This is a genomic window from Campylobacter coli (assembly GCF_009730395.1).
GTDB lineage: Bacteria > Campylobacterota > Campylobacteria > Campylobacterales > Campylobacteraceae > Campylobacter_D > Campylobacter_D coli.
Genome location: NZ_CP046317.1, coordinates 530,507 through 550,901, shown reverse-complemented (window position 1 = coordinate 550,901; position 20,395 = coordinate 530,507). Strand labels below are relative to the sequence as shown.

General features: G+C 30.4%; 20 protein-coding genes. 5 read left to right on the top strand and 15 right to left on the bottom strand.

Going from position 1 to position 20,395, the window contains the following annotated elements; all coding sequences use genetic code 11:
* Position 1: 1 nt before the first annotated feature.
* From FOC43_RS02730 to hemB, 6 genes are read right to left on the bottom strand one after another with little or no spacing between them, the layout of a single operon-like run.
* Positions 2-742: a DUF5416 family protein gene (locus FOC43_RS02730; protein ID WP_002778973.1), complete on the bottom strand. Its 741-nt coding sequence runs from the start codon at positions 740-742 to the stop codon at positions 2-4.
* Positions 743-2,008 carry a (Fe-S)-binding protein gene (locus tag FOC43_RS02725; RefSeq protein ID WP_002778975.1) on the bottom strand — a complete coding sequence of 422 codons (1,266 nt, stop codon included), beginning with the start codon at positions 2,006-2,008 and terminating at the stop codon, positions 743-745.
* A 10-nt stretch (positions 2,009-2,018) separates the two neighbouring features.
* The gene (hemN, locus tag FOC43_RS02720; RefSeq protein ID WP_002778977.1) at positions 2,019-3,374 is read right to left on the bottom strand and encodes an oxygen-independent coproporphyrinogen III oxidase; all 1,356 of its coding nucleotides are present in this window, start codon (positions 3,372-3,374) and stop codon (positions 2,019-2,021) included.
* Positions 3,361-3,852 (bottom strand): DUF2603 domain-containing protein, encoded by a 492-nt coding sequence (locus FOC43_RS02715; RefSeq protein WP_002778979.1) that lies wholly within the window; start codon positions 3,850-3,852, stop codon positions 3,361-3,363. The genes hemN and FOC43_RS02715 overlap by 14 nt, the downstream gene beginning before the upstream one ends.
* A gap of 49 nt (positions 3,853-3,901) precedes the next feature.
* The gene (gene argF, locus FOC43_RS02710; protein ID WP_002778981.1) at positions 3,902-4,813 is read right to left on the bottom strand and encodes an ornithine carbamoyltransferase; all 912 of its coding nucleotides are present in this window, start codon (positions 4,811-4,813) and stop codon (positions 3,902-3,904) included.
* Positions 4,810-5,793, bottom strand: a complete 984-nt coding sequence (hemB, locus tag FOC43_RS02705; protein ID WP_002778983.1) for a porphobilinogen synthase — start codon at positions 5,791-5,793, stop codon at positions 4,810-4,812. The genes argF and hemB overlap by 4 nt, the downstream gene beginning before the upstream one ends.
* 56 nt (positions 5,794-5,849) lie before the next feature.
* Here hemB and ribA point away from each other — a divergent pair, with 56 nt between their 5' ends.
* A complete protein-coding gene (ribA, locus tag FOC43_RS02700; protein WP_002778984.1) occupies positions 5,850-6,410 on the top strand; it encodes a GTP cyclohydrolase II in 561 nt (186 codons plus the stop codon).
* Positions 6,407-7,006 carry a 16S rRNA (guanine(527)-N(7))-methyltransferase RsmG gene (gene rsmG / locus FOC43_RS02695; RefSeq protein WP_002781929.1) on the top strand — a complete coding sequence of 200 codons (600 nt, stop codon included), beginning with the start codon at positions 6,407-6,409 and terminating at the stop codon, positions 7,004-7,006. The genes ribA and rsmG overlap by 4 nt, the downstream gene beginning before the upstream one ends.
* On the opposite strand, the gene FOC43_RS02690 is transcribed toward rsmG, so the two are convergent.
* On the bottom strand, positions 7,007-7,579 hold the full coding sequence (locus FOC43_RS02690; protein WP_002784799.1) for a hypothetical protein: 573 nt from the start codon (positions 7,577-7,579) through the stop codon (positions 7,007-7,009).
* A 91-nt stretch (positions 7,580-7,670) separates the two neighbouring features.
* A complete protein-coding gene (locus tag FOC43_RS02685; protein WP_002781930.1) occupies positions 7,671-8,765 on the bottom strand; it encodes a YeiH family protein in 1,095 nt (364 codons plus the stop codon).
* Positions 8,766-8,908: 143 nt separating this feature from the next.
* Here FOC43_RS02685 and FOC43_RS02680 point away from each other — a divergent pair, with 143 nt between their 5' ends.
* Together FOC43_RS02680 and rpoD are read left to right on the top strand one after the other, a co-directional pair.
* A complete protein-coding gene (locus FOC43_RS02680; RefSeq protein WP_002778993.1) occupies positions 8,909-9,790 on the top strand; it encodes a LysR substrate-binding domain-containing protein in 882 nt (293 codons plus the stop codon).
* Between the two features lie 74 nt (positions 9,791-9,864).
* Entirely contained in the window at positions 9,865-11,730 is a 1,866-nt protein-coding gene (gene rpoD, locus FOC43_RS02675) for an RNA polymerase sigma factor RpoD (protein ID WP_002778994.1), read from the top strand.
* On the opposite strand, the gene FOC43_RS02670 is transcribed toward rpoD, so the two are convergent.
* A complete protein-coding gene (locus FOC43_RS02670; protein WP_002790467.1) occupies positions 11,731-12,240 on the bottom strand; it encodes a SixA phosphatase family protein in 510 nt (169 codons plus the stop codon).
* Complete coding sequence (locus FOC43_RS02665; RefSeq protein WP_002778996.1) at positions 12,237-12,755, bottom strand: rhomboid family intramembrane serine protease; 519 nt, start codon at positions 12,753-12,755, stop codon at positions 12,237-12,239. Before FOC43_RS02665 ends, FOC43_RS02670 begins: the two co-directional genes overlap by 4 nt.
* 99 nt (positions 12,756-12,854) lie before the next feature.
* On the opposite strand from FOC43_RS02665, the gene FOC43_RS02660 reads away from it, so the two are divergent.
* The gene (locus FOC43_RS02660; RefSeq protein ID WP_002778997.1) at positions 12,855-13,271 is read left to right on the top strand and encodes a PepSY-like domain-containing protein; all 417 of its coding nucleotides are present in this window, start codon (positions 12,855-12,857) and stop codon (positions 13,269-13,271) included.
* A 54-nt stretch (positions 13,272-13,325) separates the two neighbouring features.
* Here the strand turns inward: FOC43_RS02660 and FOC43_RS02655 are convergent, their stop codons facing one another.
* From FOC43_RS02655 to FOC43_RS02635, 5 genes are all read right to left on the bottom strand, one after another.
* Positions 13,326-14,930: an AAA family ATPase gene (locus FOC43_RS02655; RefSeq protein WP_002778998.1), complete on the bottom strand. Its 1,605-nt coding sequence runs from the start codon at positions 14,928-14,930 to the stop codon at positions 13,326-13,328.
* Positions 14,927-16,183, bottom strand: coding sequence for a tRNA (N(6)-L-threonylcarbamoyladenosine(37)-C(2))-methylthiotransferase MtaB (gene mtaB / locus FOC43_RS02650; protein ID WP_002779001.1), 1,257 nt, complete (start codon positions 16,181-16,183; stop codon positions 14,927-14,929). Before mtaB ends, FOC43_RS02655 begins: the two co-directional genes overlap by 4 nt.
* On the bottom strand, positions 16,180-17,751 hold the full coding sequence (locus FOC43_RS02645) for a mechanosensitive ion channel family protein (RefSeq protein WP_002779003.1): 1,572 nt from the start codon (positions 17,749-17,751) through the stop codon (positions 16,180-16,182). The genes mtaB and FOC43_RS02645 overlap by 4 nt, the downstream gene beginning before the upstream one ends.
* Positions 17,748-18,803, bottom strand: a complete 1,056-nt coding sequence (gene aroB, locus FOC43_RS02640) for a 3-dehydroquinate synthase (protein ID WP_004284034.1) — start codon at positions 18,801-18,803, stop codon at positions 17,748-17,750. The genes FOC43_RS02645 and aroB overlap by 4 nt, the downstream gene beginning before the upstream one ends.
* A gap of 167 nt (positions 18,804-18,970) precedes the next feature.
* Entirely contained in the window at positions 18,971-20,371 is a 1,401-nt protein-coding gene (locus tag FOC43_RS02635) for a COG3400 family protein (RefSeq protein ID WP_002779007.1), read from the bottom strand.
* Positions 20,372-20,395: the final 24 nt, after the last annotated feature.

Sequence of the window (20,395 nt, the reverse complement as noted above, 5' to 3'; positions counted from 1 at the left end):
TTCAAGTAAAAAAAGCCTTAAGCTCATAAACTAACTTGTGATTTAACATTAAAACAAATGTTTTCTCACAAGCTAGCTCTTTTTTGTTTTTATAAACAAAACTTTTTAAAAAATCAAGAAGTAAAAGGCTTGGCATTTTTCCTTGTAAAATTATATACATGGTGTTTTGAGAAATTCCATACTTATAACTTGCTCCGCTAGGAAAGGCATCAAGGTCAAAATTCACACTGTCATTACTAGCATCATAATCTAAAATTTCAATCTTTACAAAACTAGCATCTAAATCTTCAATTTTCAATGATTCAAAAATATTCAATTTTTGATTTTTTTCTACCTTCACACTTTCTTTTTGCTCACAATTATCGGATGTAAAAATAAAGCAATCCTTGTTAAAGATTCTTGAAAAAGTATTAAAAGGAGTAAATCTTGTATTATTTTTAGGAGCTTCATCAATCTTTATTTCTAAAGGTGGATTGCGTGGCTCTTCATCTTGTTTTATTTGACTTGTTATAAAAATTTCCTCTACTATGATGGTATTTTCTTCATTTTCATCATACAAGCATTTTAAAATTTCATCAAATTCAAAGCTATGATCACTAAATTCCAAAAGCCTTACACTATCAGTTATAAAGTCGATCTTATCTCTATTGGGAATTTTATCCTTAACTATAAATGCCCTATTGTAAAAATATGATTTTTCTATCTCATATTCATCACTTTTACCTTGAAAAGTTATTTTCATCTATAAGGCTTTCGCTATAAGTTCCAAAGGACTTGCAAAAATTGCTTTACTAGAATTTTGCTCCAAAGCATTTGAAATTTGCATTCTACATGCCGAACATTCGGCACTAACTACACAAGCTTTGCTTTCATCAATCATACTTGCTTTTTTAAGTCCTACGCTCAAAGCCCTATCATAATAATCCGTTTGCATACTTACCCCACCAAAACCACAGCATGCATTAGGATTACTCATTTCAACGAAATGATAATTTGCTTTTAAAAGCTCTCTAGGCTCTTTAAAAACCCCTTGCATCTTTCTCGCATGACAAGGATCATGATAAGTAATGCTATAATTAAGCTTTTTCTTACTTTCTAAAAGCTCTTTTAAATTTGTAAATTTATAAAAATACTCACTAGCCATATAGATGCGAGAGGAAATCTTTTGAGCTCTTTTGGCCCACTCTGGCTCATTTTGCATATTAAAAAAATGTTCTAAATCTATTTTCAACATTGCCGAGCAAGTTGCCTCAGGAATGATAATAGCATCAAGCTTTTCTAATTTTTTTTCAAAATATTCTATATTTTTCTTAGCCAAAATTTCAACACTTTTAAAATCACCTGTAAAAAATTGCGGTGCACCACAACAAACTTGCTCTTTCATTAAATCCACATTGATTTTTACTTCTTTGGCGATTTTAAGTACAGCATTAGCTGTGTCTATGTAAAAATAATTTGCCAAACAACCCACAAAAAAACCTACAGTTTTTTCTCCTCCATTGTCGATAAAATCAGGGTTTGAATTTAAAAAACTTTTTTTATTAAAACTCGTAAGCAATCTTCCTTTTTTAACAAAAGGCATGGAAAATTTAGCCTTCATACCTACATTTTGATCCTGACTTTGAATTTTAAAAGCACAGCTTTGAAACACATAGCCTAATTTCGCGACCAAATCTAAAATTTTACGCCTTCTTAAGAAAAAAAAGATAATTTTTTTATACCATGCTATACCAAATTTTTTAGCTATATCATAGCGCACTTCTTCGATGGCATTATCTACTCTTAATTTACTCGGACAAACCTCGACGCAATTTGTACACAAAAAACAGGATTCAAAAATCTTTTTAGCCTCTTTATCTAGCTCTAATTTTTCTTCCTTATAAGCTGCTAAAAGATCTAAAAAACCCCTAGGGCTTGTAGTTTCATCGCGATTTACTTCATGAATAGTACAAACCGGAATACATTTTCCACATTTAACGCAAGCATCACTTATTTGACTAAAATTCATCACCATCCCATCAAACCGTTTTAGAAAAGACTTTTTTATCTTCACTTATATTTTTCATATAAGCATCAAAACACATAGCTATATTTCGTATCAACAAAACGCCTGTTTCATTTACTAAAATAAAATTTTCACTCAAATCAATAAATTCTTTATATTCCTCCAAAGCTTTTAAATCTTCTTTAAAATACTCTTTAAAATTGATTTTAAATTCTTTCTCTATAGCTTTAATATCTAGTCTAAAATTTGCCATCAAATCCATAATCACAGCTTTTCTAAGCTCATCATCATAGCTTAGCTTAATCCCTCTTTCAAAAGGCAATCTTCCCTCGCTAATCGCAGCTTCATAGCTTGGCATATCTTTAAAATTTTGTGCATAATGACTTTGTCCTTCTCCTATACTAGTAAGTCCTATACCGATCAAATCTGCGCCGTCCTTAGTAGTATAGCCTTGGAAATTCCTATGTAAAGTCCCATTTTCCAAAGCTTTAAAAAGCTCGTCTTCTTCTTTGGCAAAATGATCCATACCTATCATTTTATAACCATTTTGAGTCAAAAATTTCTCACAAAATTCCAAAATTTCAAGCTTAACATCAGGGCTTGGCAAAGTATTTTCATCAAATTTTCTCATATTTTTCTTAAGCCAAGGTACATGAGCGTAATTAAAAATAGCCAAACGATCCGGATTTAAAAGCATAGCTTTTTCCAAGGTTTTAGCAAAGCTTTGCAAACTTTGAAAAGGCAAACCATAAATCAAATCCATATTGACAGATTTTATCCCCCTATCTCTTACCAATTTTAAAGCATTTTGCGTTAGCTCAAAGGGTTGAATTCTATGAATTTCTTTTTGCACTCTTTCATCAAAATCTTGCACGCCAAAACTGATGCGATTAAAACCATTTTTGGTTAAAACATCAGCTTGCTCTTCATTTAAAAAACGCGGATCAATTTCACAGCTAATTTCAGCATCTTTGGTAAAATTTCCAAAAACAGATTTAATTTTTAAAATTAAACTTTCTAGCTGTTTAGCACTAAAAAAAGTAGGCGTCCCACCACCAAAGTGCATTTGCACCACTTCTCTTTTAGTATCTATAATAGTGCTTAAAATATCAAGTTCTTGAAAAAGATATTTTAAATATCTCTCCTTACTTTCTTCTTTGGCGGTATAAATAACATTACAGCCACAGAAATAACAAGCACTTCTGCAAAAAGGCAAATGAAAATAAAGCGATAAAGCTTTGTTTTGCTTTTTTAAAATTTCTATATATTCTTCATATTTGAAATTTGTGTTAAATTCCACTGCAGTAGGATAAGAAGTATAACGCGGTCCTGCCTTAGAATATTTCACAAAAGCCTTATAATCTCTCATTATTTTTTACCCTTTCTACCATAGCTTGCATATCTACAAATAAATTTGGATGTTCTTTTTTAATATCTGCAAGCAATTTTTCAAGATCAATACTGATCTCCATAACACCCTCTTGCGCCTTGCGTTTTATCTCATCCATTGCCACTATCCACACATCACTAAAATCAATAGGAATTTGCTGATAAATCGCTTTTTCAAGGCGAAGTTCAAAATTCTCTTTTTGAGTTTGTTTTAAATTTTCTAAAATATTTTTAAGACTATTTAAAGAAATAAGTGTATGAATTTGATCATTTTCATCCATTATAAACCAAGGTTCAGGAGAATCAAAACTACCATTTTTAAGTATCAAGCATTTTTCGTTTTCATTCTCACTTTGCTTCATTTCAAATATAGCTCTATCCTCTTTTTTCATGCCTAAATTTTGGCTAAATTCATCAATGCGTTTTAAGCAATTGCTATATTTTTCAAGTTCTTTCACTAAAAACTCCTTATCCTATCTTCTCCAACTTATGAAATTATATAAAATCTTATTTTTCCTTATTTAAAAAGCAAAGCAAGGCTTTTACCACATAAAGGCGATTTTTTGCTTCTTCAAAAATCACTTTTGAATGCTTTTCAAAGCTCTCTTCGCTTACTTCATAACCCCTATAAGCAGGTAAGCAGTGCAATAAAATCGCATCTTGATTTGCCGCATTCATAGCCTCTTCATCAATAATAAAGCCGTCAAAATCTTTAATTTTCTTTTCTTTTTCACTCTCTTCACCCATAGAAACCCAAGTATCGGTAATGACTACATCTTTACCTTTTATGGCCTCAAATTTATCATGAGTCAAAAAGATTTTTGCTCCCGAAATTTTTGCTTTTTCTTTGGCAAATTCTAAAATTTCACTATTGATTTCATAATTTTTTGGCAATGCAACACTAAAATCAAATCCCAAAATCGCAGCTGCAATAAGCCAAGAATTACACATATTATTGCTATCGCCCACAAAGGCTACCTTAGCTATATCATCTTTCATTTTGCCACATTCTTTTATAGTGAGTAAATCCCCTAAAACTTGCGTTGGATGATAAAGCTCGCTTAGAGCATTGATAACTGGTGCTTTAGAATATTTTGCAAATTCTACTAAACTTTCATGCTTGTTTACCCTCATCATTACAAAATCAACCATCGCCCCAATAACTCTAGCTGTGTCTTTTATAGACTCACCTCGGCTTAATTGCAAATCATTACTGCTTAAAAATAAAGCCTTTCCACCAAGCTCTGTGATAGCAAGCTCAAAAGCCATTCTAGTTCTTGTGGAGTTTTTTTCAAAAATCATTGCTAAAGTTTTATCTTGCAAAAGCTTTTTGGGATTTTTTTTAAGCTCGCTTGCATGCTCTACAAGACTTAAAATTTCATATTTAGAAAAGTCTCTTAGTGTTAAAAAATGTCTCATTTTTCTCCTTTTAACATTTTAGCTAATTCTTTAGCGTGATAAGTGATAATTAGCTTTGCACCCGCTCTTTTAAAAGCTATCATTGTCTCATATAAAACTTTTTCATAATTAATCACTCCTGCACGACCCGCTGCTTTTAGCATGGCATACTCACCACTTACATTATAAACACACAAAGGCAAATTAGAATGAAGTGAAATTTCTTTCACTACATCAAGATAAGCTAAAGCGGGTTTTACCATTAAAATATCCGCTCCTTGTGCTTCATCTTCCAAGCTTTCTTCTAAGGCTTCTTTTCCATTTGCAAAATCCATTTGATAGCTTTTTCTATCTCCATAACTTGGCGTTGAATCCGCTACATCACGAAACGGCCCATAATAACTTGAAGCAAATTTAGTAGAATATGCCATTATAGGCAAATTTTCAAAACCTTCCTCATCTAAGGCTTTGCGTAAAGTTTCTATAATACCATCCATCATCCCGCTAGGTGCTATCATATCAACCCCCGCTCTTGCATGGACTAAGGCTTGCTTGGCTGAAATTTCTAAAGTTGCGTCATTATCTACACTTTTGGTTTTAGGATCAATTATCCCACAATGCCCATGATCAGTATATTCACAAAAGCAAAGATCGCTGATAACAAAAAGATTTGGAAATTCTTTTTTTATCTCTCTTATACTTCTTGCAATAAGTCCCTCATCGTCCATCGCATCACTTCCGCAGCTATCTTTTTTATCATTTTCAAGAACACCAAAAAGAATAATCGCTTTTATACCCAGCTCGCTTATGATTTTACATTCTTTTAAAATTTCATCTAAACTCATTTGAAATACATCAGGCATAGATGAAATTTCTTTTTTAATTCCTTTACCATTTACAACAAAAAGAGGATAAATAAAATCATTAATACTAAGAGTGTGTTCTCTTACCATAGCCCTTAAACTCTCATTAAGTCTAAGTCTGCGGAATCTTTTAAACATTTTTTGTCCTTTTTTTGCTACAATGTTATCATAATTTTGATTATAAAGAGTAGCAAATGGATATAAAAATTTCAGAAATTGCAAATCTACCTAGCAAATGGGGTAGTTTTCAAATTCAAAGCTTCAAAGAAGGAGAAAAAGAACATTTATGTATATTTAAAAACACTCCACAAGATATCCTAAATTTAAGAATTCATTCAGAATGTTTAACAGGGGATGCCTTAGGAAGCTTAAAATGCGATTGCGGAGAACAACTTGAATTTTCATTAAAATATATAGAAAAACATGGTGGAATGGTGATTTACCTAAGGCAAGAAGGACGTGGAATTGGACTTTTTAATAAAGTCAATGCTTATGCTTTGCAAGATAAGGGTTTTGATACCATAAAAGCTAATCACCAACTAGGCTTTAAGGCTGATGAGAGAACTTATGAAATAGTAGAATTTATACTAAAACATTATAAAATTTCTAAGGTTAATTTACTTACTAACAATCCACAAAAAATTCACTCTATACAAGATAAAATCATGGCGCGCGTTCCTATACTTATAAATCCTAACCGCTTCAATGCAAATTATTTAGAGGTAAAACAAAATCAAATGGGGCATTTACTTTGAATTTGGATTTTTTAAATTTAATTTTATCTGATTTTAATGAAGAAGATTTTAGGGCTAAGCTTAAAATCTATAAAGAAATTCTAAATAAATTTAACCGCATTCATAATCTCACTCAATTAAAAAATATAGATGAAAATATTTTAGATAGCATTGAAATTCTTAAATATTTTGATTTTTCAAAGGCAAAAAATATAGTCGATATCGGTAGCGGTGCTGGCTTTCCTGCTATTTTTTTAGCCTTTATTTTACCAAGCAATTTTCATCTTTTTGAACCCAATCCAAAAAAAGCTGCATTTTTAAGAAGTATCAAAATAGAATGTAACTTAACAAATTTAACCGTATACAAAGAAAAAGTTGAAAATTATAAAAGCTCATTTAAAGCCGATATTATCACTTCAAGAGCTCTTATGGATGTAAAACCCTTAATAAAACTTTGTTTAAATATAAGTGATCAAAAAACAATTTTTATACTTTGGAAAGGAAGTGAAATTTTTGATGAAGTAGAAGGGTTGAAAGATTATGATATTTTTGAAAATGGCTTAAGAAGGTATTGCGTTTTAAAAAATACTCAAAGTGGTATGAATACCACTTTGTAATTATTGTACTACATCAGCGCTAAAAACGATATCTACTAAAGGCCATGAAATTCCGCCATGTCCTGGTGCAACATCACTCAAAGCTTTTAGAGCTTGAGAGCTATTTTTAAAAGCATGTAAATCAAGCTGTCCTTTGGCTACAAATTTATTGTTTTCTATAGTATAGCTTAAAGGCACAAGCGTGCTCTTTTTATCTATAGTTACTCTAGCTGAGATCACGCCTTTATTCTCACCTGTAACTACATCTTTAAAAACCACTTTAATATCTGAATTTCCAAGCAAACTAGGGAAAAATACTTTAGCAAGATTATCTGTAATGATTTCATTGCCCTCACCCATAAAAACGCTGCTTGGATTTACCACTGCTCTAGCACCTTTTAAATAGCTTGCCAAAGTACTAGTATTTTTAGAAAATTTATATTTAACATCTTTAAATTCTCCACCCACTCCTACCATATCTTCGGTCTTATATCCTTCAAAACTAACTTTCAAGCTATCTTGATTGAAAGAAACAGCACTCAAACTTGTTGCAAGTATCAAAGAGGCTGCGATGCCATAAAACATTTTTTTCATTTTTTTATCCTTTTTTAATAAAATTTTGATTTGCGTGAGAATTATAGCATATTTTTATAAAAAAATAATTTTTTCTAAATAGTAATTTTTATTACCAAAGTATACCTCGAAAAAATAGGGTCAGAAAATATCCTCCAAAAACCAAAACCAATCCCAAAACAAAAGCTAAACCAAAAACTCTTGAGCCACTTTTTAAGAATTTTTTAAAGTCGATTTGAAGTCCTAAAGCAGCCATAGCAAAAACAATACAAAGAGTACAAAGTAATTTTCCAAAAGATATAATATCACTTGTAGAAATTCCAAGAAAATTTTCCCTACTTGCCAAATAAGTATTTATAACAATCACTCCTAAAAAAATAAATGCAAAATAAGGAATACTTATATTTTTTTCTGTTTTTTCCTTACTTGAATGCTGATTTTTAGCAAAAAAATAAGTTATAATCAATAAAAATGGCACAAGCAAAATCACTCTCATCATCTTTATAATAATGGCAATATTTGAAGCACTTTGATCAAAATTTGCCATATCTTTCGCCATTTCAGCAGCTCCTACAACATTGGCTACCTCATGTAAAGTTGCACCCATAAATATACCCATAGCATGTTGATTAAAATAAGGAAAAAGATCTAAAGAAAAAACTATGGGATATAAAAACATAAAAACAAGCCCAAAAATCACCACTGTACCAACGGCTAGAATTCCTTTAAAGGGATCACTTTTTAAGCTTGATTCTAAGGCTAAAACAGCTGCTGCTCCACAAATAGCACTTCCAGCACCTACTAGCATGGAAGTTTCTTTATCTAGTTTAAAAACCTTTACACCCACAATCAAAGCTAAAATAAAAATAAAAAATATAACTATCATAGAAAGTATAAAGCCTTTTAATCCCACACTTAAAAGTTCGGTTAGAGTAATATTAAAACCATATAAGATAATACCCAATCTTAAAAGTTTTTTAGCACTAAAGTGCACTCCTGCTTGTAAATGATGTTGGTATTTAAAAAACCAAGGTGAAAGTAATGCTCCTATAATAATAGCAAAAGCAGCTGCTGCTAAATGGGTTGTATCTTTAATACTTTGAACACTTGAAAGATACATTGCAAAAAACACTATAGAGGCTGTAAAAATCAAACCTTTAAAATTTGAAATCAGTATATTTTTATAATGCTCTATTTTTTTTATCATATGTTTTCTCCTTTAATTTGCAATTATAAAATTACAATTAAATATTTTCTTGCCATTATAGTCATTTTTATATTATAATAAAAATATATTATTTTAATTTTTATAATAAATTTTTTTAATCAAAAAAGATAGAAAGAACTTCAATGAAAATCAAAGATATGGAAATTTTTTTAGATCTTTTAAATACTCAAAGTCCTACAAATACCGCCAATAATTTTTCCATCACACAACCTAATGTTTCCATCATTATTAAAAATTTAGAGCAGGACTTAGGCGGAGCATTGTTTGAAAGACTAGGAAAAAAGCTTTTACCTACTCCAAAAGCTTTATATTTGGGTAAAATTTGGCTAAAACTTGTGCAAGATTATTACAAAAGCTTAGAAGAACTTAATGATGAAAATACCCTCTTAGGAGAAATCAAGATCGCTGCTACTCAAAGCATAGCTGAACACTTTCTTGCTCCTATTTTATTTGATTTTAAATCTAAATTTAGCAATGTTAAAATACATTTTCAAACTCAAAATTCAAAAGAATGTTTAAATTTATTAAAAAATGGAGATATAGAATTTGCCATTGTTGAAGCAGAACTTAATCCTACTTTAATCGATCACGAAGGGTTAAAAATGGAATTTTGGCAAAAAGATGAACTTGTAGTTGCTAGTAGTAATAAAAATTTAAGCCAAAAAGAATTTTATATCGATGAATTACTTAAACAAAAATGGATTTTGCGTGAAACAGGCTCAGGGCTTAGAGATAAATTTCTAAACGAAATAGGCGATGTTTCCAAAAAACTTAAATTCTTTTTAGAGCTCGATAGAATGTCTGCTATTAAAGAACTCGTTATCCAAAAAAATGCTATTTCTATTTTTTCTAAAAAAAGTATAGAAAAAGAATTAAAAAATTCAATTTTATATGAGGTAAAATTAAAAAATATTAATCTTTGGCGTAATTTTTATATCTTAAAAAGAAAAAATTATAATTTTAACAGGGCTTTGGAAAAATTTGAAAAAATATTTAAACAATAAGAACTAAATTTTATACAAATATTAAGCAAAATTTAGATAAAATCTAAAGCTTATATAAAAGTTAAGGAAGTTCAATGAATGCCAAAACCCAAGATATGGAACTTGAAGAGCTCTTTAAAGAAAACGAAAAAGATTATATCACTTACGAAAAATTAGTAAAATACTTCAGCAAGCAACCTAATTCAGCCACTGCCAAAAAAGTCCAAACTTTAATGAAAAAGTATAAAGTACAGTTATTTTCGGCTGCTGAAATTGCACAAATGAAAAATATAGAAGATGCAAAAAGATTGCAAGAAGAAAAACAAAAATTGCAAGATACTAGTCTTGAGAATGAATTTGATTTAGCCAATGAAAATGATTTGCTAGAATGGAGCAGATCGGATTCTCCTGTGCGTATGTATCTAAGAGAAATGGGGCAAATTGCACTTTTAAATAAAGATGAAGAAATCGAAATTTCCAAAAAAATTGAACTTGGTGAAGATATTATCATAGATGCTTTTTGTTCCGTGCCTTATTTGATTGACTTTATTTTAGATTATCGTGAACCACTGATCAATAGAGAAAGAAGAGTAAAAGAACTTTTCAAAAGCTTTGATGATGAAGAAAAAAATGATGATAAGCTTGATGAACTAGAGGACGAGGATGAAGAAAACGATGAAGAATTAGAAAATGAAGAAGAAACTCCTAAAAAAACAAGCAAAAAAGAAGATGAAAGAACTTTAAAAGTCATAGAAAAATTTAAAGCTTTAGAGAAGGCAAAAAAAGATTGGCTAAAAGTTTCTAAAGATAAAGAAAGTGGAGATGAAATTTTAGACAAACTTGGAATTGCTTTTAAGAAAAATATTCTAAAAGAAAAGCTGATGGATCTAGGTCCAACTTCTAAACTCATCAGTGAAATTGTAAAATCAATGGAAACTGCCTTAAAAAGCGATGAAGAATTCGATAAAGAATTAAAACGCCTAGAATACCGTTTGCCAATGTTTTCTGAAGAATTAAAAAATCGTCATGCTAATATCTTAAAAGATATTACAAAATTAAGCAAGGAAGAAATTACCGAAAGAGCGCTTGAAACGACTATGGTAAGCACTTACATGGAGATAAAAAAACTTTTTCAAACTAAAGAAGCGAGCGAGAAAAGCTTTGACTTAGAAAAAGAGCGCTTGAAAGAAATTTTAGAGCAAATCAAACGAGGTAAAAAAATTTCTGATGAAGCTAAAACTAGAATGGCTAAATCAAATTTGCGTCTTGTTGTAAGTATTGCTAAGCGTTATACAAACCGTGGTTTACCTTTTTTAGATCTTATCCAAGAAGGCAATATAGGTCTTATGAAAGCAGTGGATAAATTTGAGTACAAAAGAGGATATAAATTTTCAACCTATGCAACTTGGTGGATAAGACAAGCTATTTCAAGAGCGATCGCAGACCAAGCTAGAACTATAAGAATACCTATTCATATGATAGAAACCATCAATCAAATCAATAAAATTATACGCGAGCATTTGCAAAAAGACGGAAAAGAGCCTGATGTAAGTGTTATAGCCAAAGAAGTAGGACTTAGTGTGGATAAGGTTAAGCAAGTGATTAAAATCACAAAAGAGCCTATTTCACTTGAGGCGCCTATTGGCAGTGAAGATGATGGCAAATTTGGGGATTTTGTAGAAGATAGAAATTCACTCTCGCCTATGGATCACATTTTAAAAGATGATTTAAAAGAGCAAATTGATGAAGTTCTTGATCAACTAAACGATAGAGAAAAAGCAGTTATTCGTATGCGTTTTGGTCTAATGGACGATGAAAGCGATAGAACTTTAGAAGAAATAGGTAAAGAATTAAATGTTACACGCGAAAGAGTAAGACAAATAGAAAGCTCTGCAATTAAAAAACTCAAACATCCAAAAGTGGGTAGAAAACTCAAAAACTATATCGAGGGTTGGAAGTAATTAATCCAACTCCTTTTCCTCTTTTAATTTTCTCACATGTTCAAAAAATATCACTTTTCCGCTATGCGCTTTTAAATCCTTAAAGTCTTCTATGTCAAATTCTAAGCAAAGCATAGATGAAGTAGGAAAAGAAGTCAAACATAAAGAGCCTAAAAATTCTCCAAGTTCCATTAAAGTAGGATTATGCCCTACTAATAAAACTTCATTATATTTTTTATCGATAGTTTGTAAAATTTGATATATTTTAGACAAATTAGCAAGATAAAGCTCATCTATAAATTGAATTTTTTCCTTGTCAAAATTATAAAATTCGGCTATTTTTTTAGCTGTCTTAGCAGTGCGTTTAGATGGACTTGAAAGTATAAAATCAAATTTTATCGCATGGGTTTTTAAATTATAAAAAAGCTTTTCTAAGTCTTCTTTACCTCTTTTATTTAACTTCCTATCAAAATCTTGCACTTCCTCATCCTTAACAGCCTTTGCATGTCTTAATATATATATTTTTTTCAAATTTTTCTCCTTAACTTCCCTAAAAAATATCCACAAATAAAACCAAAAATATGCCCATACCATGCGACATTTACACCCATAAGCAATGGAGCAAAACTCATTAGTAAAATAGCGACTATAAGACCCTTTGTACTACTTTTATCAAGAAAAGCATAATACCCCATCAAAACACAAATTGCTCCACTTGCTCCTACAAGATTTATCATCCCACCAAAATAATAAAAAGAAAAATATACATAAAAAGCACTCAAAAGCGAACACATCAATCCGCCAATTATATACAATAAAAAGAAACGCAAAGCACCTAAATAAGACTCTAAAATACGACCAAATTGAAATAAAACTATCATATTAAGGATGAGATGAGTTAAATTTCCATGCATAAACATTGAACTTAAAATTTGCCAATAAGCTCCTTTGAAAAACAAAATATTTAACCCAAGCAAATTATAATACCCATAAGGAATTGTAAAATAGAATAAGATATTTAAGAGAATCAGTAAAATTACAACCAAAAACAACCTTTAAAATATTTATGTTATTGTCTTGAAATTCACATAAAATTCACATAAATTCACTAAAATTTAGTGCAAAATAATAAATAGGAAAAACTTTTGAAAATAAAATTTTACGGCATTATAGCTATCTTATCCACTTTTTTAAACGCTGATATTATAATATCTCCCGATGAGCTTCCAAGTATTTCTAAAGAATTTTTAAAAAATAATTTTCAAGCTCCCATAGGTATAGTACAAAGAGATAAGCACGCTTATGAGGTTTATTTGAGCGATGGGACAGAATTAGAATTTGAAAGCGATGGTTCATGGAAAGAGATAGAAAGTAAGGTCTTTCCTTTTGATTTAAATTTTTTACCTCCAAATTTAACAAATATCATTCAAAACAAATTTCCCAACACAAAAGCTAGAGAAATCGAAAGAAAAATCAATTATTACAAAATCAAGCTTACTAACAATATAGAAGTACATATTGATTTTAATGGTACGATTTTATATACAGAATATGACGACTAAAACAATTTATTAAAGTCTAAGATAGATGACAAAATCTAAAGCCATATAGATACTTTAAACCTGAACTACTTCTTTAACATCGTTATACTCTATCTTTTCTTTTTCAAGTAAAATTTTAGCAAGCGTTGAAATTTTTTCTTTTAAAGGGAATAAAAACTCATCTAGCTCCCTTTTAATTTCGTTTAAATTTGGTTCTTCAAGCATACCAAAGCTTATCATATAATCAAGCAATTCTTTAACTTTTAAAAAATCATTCTGTGAGTTTGTATAGCTTTCATTATAAATCAAACTCATAGCTCTAGAGCCTGCTAAATAAACCTTAATGCGATTGATAAGTTCTGATTTTGAGCGAATGGCATGCTCGTATTCCTTAAAACGATCTTCAATAAGAGTAATTTTCTCAAATCCTATATCAAAATAATACGCACTCAAAGCTTTTGCGGCCTGATAAGTCGCTTGTATACCCTTTTCTTCATCATTAAAACTTAGAATTTTTTTCTTTCCTAAAAGCACCTTATTTAGTACAGCATAAAAATCGCTTTCTTCCACCAAAGAACTATTTCTTCTTAAAGCATTGATAGCCGCTTCATTAACTAAGGTTTCAAGTCCAGCACCGCTAAAACCTACACTTGCTTTTGCAATTTTATTTAAATCAATATTGTTATTTTTACCCTTCATGTAAATTTCTAAAATTTTAAGCCTATCTTTAAAATCTGGCAAAGATAAGAAAATGCGTCTATCAAAACGCCCTGAACGAAGTAAAGCAGGATCCATTAGCTCGATTTTATTAGTCGCGGCGATTACGATAACACCACTATTATCTTCAAAACCATCCATTTGGGTTAAGAGTTGATTTAAGGTGCTATCTCTTTCGACATTAGACATTTCACCCCTTGCTTTACCCACCGCATCAATTTCATCAATAAAAATAATACTTGGAGCCATCATTTTAGCTCTAGAAAAAAGCTCCCTTACTCTTTTAGCTCCCATTCCTACATAAATTTCAACAAAACTTGATCCGCTTTGATAAAAAAAAGGTACCCCTGCTTCGCCTGCAACCGCCTTAGCAATCAAAGTTTTCCCTACCCCTGGAGGACCTACCATTAAAACACCCTTTGGCATTTTTACACCAAATTCTTTGTATTTTTTAGGATTTTGCAAAAAATCCACAAGTTCACTAAGCTCCATTTTTACTTCACTCACGCCTGCTACATCATTAAAGGTGATATTAGAAATCACAGGTTTTATATTGGAACTTTCTAAATTTGTGGTAGAAGTTTGGGTTTGAGTTTTACTAGATATAGGATACTTAGCTAATTCTTTTTTTCGTGCAAAATAAACAAAACTTAATAAAAGCGCGATAAGAAATACAAATATAACAAAAAATACCCACAAAGTACTGTCTTTTTTGATTTCCACAGGAACTTTTGATAAAAGGGTTTTAATATCTACACCATCTTTTACGATCACATAGCTCTCACCCTTAGCTTTAAGCCAAATTTCATCCTTATCAATCACTGCTTTTTCGATTAAATTTTGACTTAATAAACTTTGGTAAAGATTTTCATCTATGTATTTAGGTTCATTTTTAAAATACAAAATTCCAAAAAGCAAACACAAGATAAGAAAAGATATCAATATAATTTTTTTGTTTTTCATTTTTTACCCTCTAAGTCTGCGAAATTATGCTTTTCTTGCACTTCATATCGCTCTAATTTTAGCCATTCTTTTGCTATATCTTTACTGCTTTTGATTTTTATTTTATTAAAAAACTGATCATAACCTTCAAAAAAACCATCTTTTTGATTTTCAACTAAAATTTCAAGTGGAGTTTTAACTCTTTTTCTAAATTCATAGTTATTATTTTCTATAATAACTTTTAAAGTATTTAATCTTTCTTTAGCCACAGCACCATTTATAGTATCTTTCATGGTGGCTGAATGCGTGTTGTTTCTAGGGCTAAAAATAAAAGCATGGATATGAGTAAGTGGAAATTCTTGAAAATGCTTTAAAGCCTCATGCCAAAGCTCCTCGGTTTCCCCTGGATGCCCTACGATAAAATCAGTCCCCAAAGCATATCCTTTACTGGCTATGGTATTAAAAAGCTTCAAGTCATTATCTGTATGCGATCTTCTTCTCATGATGCGAAGCATTTTTTCACTTGTATGTTGCAAAGCGATATGTAAATGTCGCTCCATCCATCTTTCATCTAAAATTTCTAAAAAACTTTCATCAATTTGAGCAGGCTCTAAACTACCAAGTCTTATGCGTTTTATACCTGAAATTTGACCCATTTTTTGCAAAAGCTTACCTAGTGTTGTTCCATTTTTAAGTCCGTAAGAACCTATGTTTGTACCTGTTAAAACCACTTCGCTATAGCCATTTGCTCCTAAAATTTCAACCTGCCTTAACAAAGCCTGCTCATCAACACTTCTTGATTTCCCACGCACGCTAGGGATAATGCAATAAGAACAAGCAAAATCGCAACCTTCTTGAATTTTAACAAAGGCTTTGGTGTGATTTTCGTACTCACAAACTATATCTTTATCAATAAAATTTAAATTTCCAAGCTCGTAAAAACTTGTTTTTAAACCCAAAAATTCATTGATTTTATCTTTATTTGATGCTCCAAGCACCCCAAAAACTTGTTTTTTATCCAAAAGTTCTTTGCCTTTACTCACTGCACCGCAACCCGTAAGTATAACTCTAACACCCTTTTTTTGCATGGAATTAATATAAGACTTTATTCCGCTGTCTGCACCATTGGTAACAGTGCAAGAATTAACTACGATAATCTGTGCTTTTTCTTCATCATTTACGATTTCATAATCTTTTACATAGCTTTTCAAAAGCTCTGTATCGTATATATTGGTGCGACATCCAAAGGTTTTAAAAAAAACTTTTTCTTTCAATTGTTATCCTTTGTATGAAAATGCATAGAATTATAATGAGTCTCAAAAGGAGCTTGATTTAAATTTCCTAAATATAAATTTTGAGATGGATAAGCTATTTTAATATCCTCATGCTTGTTAAATTCTTTAATAATCTCTTTACTGATAGCGCTTCGAAGTATCAATGCTGCGTATGAATTTGTCATATACCAAGCAGATATTCTCATCCCCCAATGTTCAAAAAAGACAAAAAATCTAGGCTCTACTTTGGGATTTCTTATGCTGTATTCATTTTGCAGTCTTTTCATTGTTTTTTTGGCTAGTTCTGTATAGCCCTTTGCTAGGCGGTTGACAACTTCTTCAACTATAGCTTGAGCTTTTTCTATGTTAGAATCAAAAGTAACGCTAATATCTATACCATCTAAAATCGTTTTCATTCCATGATGAGTATAATTAGAAATAAGATTTGTAAAAACATAATTATTGGGTATGAAAACAATACGCCCTGCTCTACGATTTTTACTATAAGTTTCAAGTGTAATATCTTCATATAAAGTGATACGCAAAAAAGAAATATCTATAATATCCCCCACATAAGTAGTATCATTTTGAAAAACTTTTACACGATCCCCTACTCTAAAGCTTCCACCAAAAACGATCACACACCATCCAAGCATAGACATAAACATATCTTTCATAGCAATAGCTAAGCCTGCTGATGCAAAACCAAGTATAGTAACAAGATAGGTTATATTTTCTATATAAGCAAAAAGCAAAATAAGAAAAATGATATTAAGGTTAATAAAATTGATAATCTTTGTTGCTGTGTAGTATCTTTCATTATCCTTTATGTATTTTTTAGCAACAAGTTTTAACATAAAAGCAATAGCTACAACAATAACAATAGCTATGACTATATTAATCGCTCTTAAACCCTGCGCTTTGATTTCAGCACTTACTCTTGCAATTTCATCATCAATCTTTTTTTCATAAACAGAATAAGAAACACTAGCAAATTTTAAGGCTTGATCAAATTCTTCAAGTTTTTTATCTGATGCTTTTAATGCTTCTATATTTTCGATATTTGATTCTAGATTGACTAATTCTTTGAGTTCTAAATTCTTTTCTCTGATTTTTTCTACCAAATTCTTAAAATCATTAAATTTAAAGGCATATTCTTCTTTTTCTCCTCTTAATTTTTTAATATGAGAAAAAGCCCCAATAATCGCAAAAGGATTGGTGAGCTTAGATAAAGTTTCTATATCTTCAGGTGCACTAAGACTATGGGCAAAGTTTAATTCTTTATACTCTTTAAGGACATTAAGCTGTTCTTCTAAAGTTGCTATTTTTCGTTTTAATTCATCTTGTAAATGCACATCTTCTATTTTTTTTAATTCTAAATTTAAGATAATAAGTTCATCATTTATATCTTGATATTTGATAAAATTTTCATAGCGTACATCCCAAATACTAGCTCCAATGACAGTGTCTAAATTGCTTATTTTTTCATTGATATTATTAATAATAGTGCGATTTATATCGCCAAAAGCAAAAAGACTAAAGCAAAGTAAAAGAAGGATTTTTCTCATTGAAATTCTTCCAAGGTTTCCAATATCATTTCTTTGGCAATATCACCTTTTATGAGTCCCTTGCCCAAAGAATTTGCAAGAATGAAATTTAATTTTTGATTAGCACTTTTTTTATCCATGAAAAAAGCCTCATAAAACTCGTTGATGTTTTCGATTTTATAATGCGTTGGCAAATTAAATTGAAGTAAAATTTTTTCTATTCTCTCGCATTCTTCTTTACTTAATAATCCTAATTTTAAAGCCAAGCGATTTGCCATATTCATCCCTATAGCCACTGCTTCACCATGTAAATATTGTTTATAATCTGTAAAATTTTCTATCACATGAGCAAAGGTATGACCATAATTTAAAAGCATTCTTAAGCCTGATTCCTTCTCATCACACTCCACAACTCTTGCCTTAAGCTCTACGCTTTTAGAAATAATTTGAGTACAAATTTCGTTTTCGCAAGTCGCATTTAAAAAACTTTCCTTATCAATCGCTTCTATAAATTCAAGCAAATCCCTATCAAACATTGCTGCCATTTTGATAAATTCAGCCATCCCTGCGGCCAATTCTCTTCTACCTAAGGTTCTTAAAAATTCACTTTCGCAATACACAGCTTTAGGCTGATAAAAAGTGCCTATTAAATTTTTTCCAAAAGCATTATTAACTCCTGTTTTGCCACCTACTGCAGCATCCACACAAGCTAAAAGCGTAGTAGGGATATTGATAAAATCAATCCCCCTTTGATAAATACTTGCCGCAAATCCACCCATATCGCTAATTACTCCACCTCCAAAGCTTATCAATATACTTTTTCGGTTAAGTTTGGAATTAAACATTTGATTTAAAATTTTTTCCAAAGTGAGTAAATTTTTGTATTCTTCACCATCTTCTATCGTCGCTATAAAAAGCTCTTTAGCCTTAATTTTAGACAATAGTGTTTTTAAATGGAGTCCTGAAATTTTAGGATTTGAAAGTATAAAAACCTTAGTATCTAATTCTAAATTATCCAACTCGTCTATATAAACCTTGTAAGCGTTTTCTTTTAAATCTACATTTATTTGCATTGTTCTACTTTTATTTTGAAATTAAATCTATTCTAGCAAATTAGGGCTAATCATTTTCTTAGTTCTAAGCCATAAAGCTAAGAAAATTTAAAATAAAAATCTTTTTTGAAACACTAAAAAACAAGCTCCTAAAAAAATAATACTTTATCATAAGCCTTAAATGATTCTCATTCTACAGGTATGAAAAGTTGATAATTTTGCCTCATTTTAGAATAATGTCTATTGAGATTAGTGCTTAAACTTTTGCTAAATTCTCCCTCCAAAAGCTCTTTTTCAAAACTCACAAATTGCAACAAATCTGCACGGTAAGATAAAGATAAAATAGGATTTTCATCATTTTTGCTTATAATTTGGATATTCTTATCGTAAAGCTTAGATAAACTTCCAAAATACTCCTCCATATCTGTAGTATTTTGCAAATTAGGATTATAATAATACAAAGTAATATCAAAATCAAGTTGCTTACTAAGATCTGTGATCACATTTGCATTATTTTCAAGTTCGGTTTCATTAGTACTTAAAATAACAGCATTTTGAATATTTTCGAATTTACCCTCACCTATTTTCAAAATAGGAATTTTCAATTCAAAAAAAGTTTTTTTCTCTTGCTCAAAATGTTTAAAATCTGTAAGAATAATACCTATATCATTATTTTCCAAGAAAGAATTTAAATTTGCAAAATCTGTATTAAAAAAATCAAAAAATATACTTTCTTGCTCATCTGAAAGTTGCTTCATTTTATCATATAAAGCACCCAATTTAGGATTAAGCACCCTTATAAAAAATTTCTTAGCATTGCTTTTTTTAACCAATTGCAAAGTGGTATCTAGTAATCTTTCTTGTGTATCTTCACTCATTTTTTTCATATCAATAAGAGTGAAGATATTGCTCCCAAAAGGAAGTGGAAATTGTCCTGCTTTACCTCTGATATTGTGAAAAATACTTTGAAGAACAGCGGGATCGCCTACGATTAAAATGCTGTCGTTAGGCTGTAAAACAAAAGATGGCTTAACAAAATAAATTTTAGAATTTCTATAAATGAGTACTATACGCCATCTTTTTTGCTGTATGGAGCTAATATGCCTGTATGCAAAAATCGACCCTGCAGGAATTTTAACTTCCATAACCTCCCCAACACCCAATCCAACACAATAAGCCGTTAAAGCAATATCAGGCAAAAAATCCATAAATCTTCGGCTCAAAGTCATTCTAGCATCGGCTAAATTTGTATGAACATCATTAATATTCAAACCCCAAAAATCCATGATCTCAATCTCTAAATTTGCATCTAAAGAACGCAAAGCTTCGTAGGTTTTTTTAGTTTCAAATTCATCTTGCATATAGATAAAAGCTTGTTTGAAAGATTTATTCATAAGAGTTTCAAGGCGGGCTGTGCTAGTGGGATCAAAATGATGAAATTCAATATATTCGCTATTTGCACCTAAATTTATATTTTCTTCATTTTGGCAAACTATGGTAAAAAAATATCCCAAGCCTTTTTCAAAACAAAGCCTTTCTAAGAAATGCTTTGCTAAAATACCATCAATTATTATTAAAATATGATTCATTTTGCACTCCAAAAAGGAAATTAT

What these genes read in the sequence shown, in the direction of transcription:
- FOC43_RS02730 (WP_002778973.1), bottom strand. Translation starts at nt 742, where the DNA reads ATGAAAATAACTTTTCAAGGTAAAAGTGATGAATATGAGATAGAAAAA.
- FOC43_RS02725 (WP_002778975.1), bottom strand. Translation starts at nt 2,008, where the DNA reads ATGAATTTTAGTCAAATAAGTGATGCTTGCGTTAAATGTGGAAAATGT.
- hemN (WP_002778977.1), bottom strand. Translation starts at nt 3,374, where the DNA reads ATGAGAGATTATAAGGCTTTTGTGAAATATTCTAAGGCAGGACCGCGT.
- argF (WP_002778981.1), bottom strand. Translation starts at nt 4,813, where the DNA reads ATGAGACATTTTTTAACACTAAGAGACTTTTCTAAATATGAAATTTTA.
- hemB (WP_002778983.1), bottom strand. Translation starts at nt 5,793, where the DNA reads ATGTTTAAAAGATTCCGCAGACTTAGACTTAATGAGAGTTTAAGGGCT.
- ribA (WP_002778984.1), top strand. Translation starts at nt 5,850, where the DNA reads ATGGATATAAAAATTTCAGAAATTGCAAATCTACCTAGCAAATGGGGT.
- FOC43_RS02690 (WP_002784799.1), bottom strand. Translation starts at nt 7,579, where the DNA reads ATGAAAAAAATGTTTTATGGCATCGCAGCCTCTTTGATACTTGCAACA.
- FOC43_RS02685 (WP_002781930.1), bottom strand. Translation starts at nt 8,765, where the DNA reads ATGATAAAAAAAATAGAGCATTATAAAAATATACTGATTTCAAATTTT.
- FOC43_RS02680 (WP_002778993.1), top strand. Translation starts at nt 8,909, where the DNA reads ATGAAAATCAAAGATATGGAAATTTTTTTAGATCTTTTAAATACTCAA.
- rpoD (WP_002778994.1), top strand. Translation starts at nt 9,865, where the DNA reads ATGAATGCCAAAACCCAAGATATGGAACTTGAAGAGCTCTTTAAAGAA.
- FOC43_RS02655 (WP_002778998.1), bottom strand. Translation starts at nt 14,930, where the DNA reads ATGAAAAACAAAAAAATTATATTGATATCTTTTCTTATCTTGTGTTTG.
- FOC43_RS02645 (WP_002779003.1), bottom strand. Translation starts at nt 17,751, where the DNA reads ATGAGAAAAATCCTTCTTTTACTTTGCTTTAGTCTTTTTGCTTTTGGC.
- aroB (WP_004284034.1), bottom strand. Translation starts at nt 18,803, where the DNA reads ATGCAAATAAATGTAGATTTAAAAGAAAACGCTTACAAGGTTTATATA.
- FOC43_RS02635 (WP_002779007.1), bottom strand. Translation starts at nt 20,371, where the DNA reads ATGAATCATATTTTAATAATAATTGATGGTATTTTAGCAAAGCATTTC.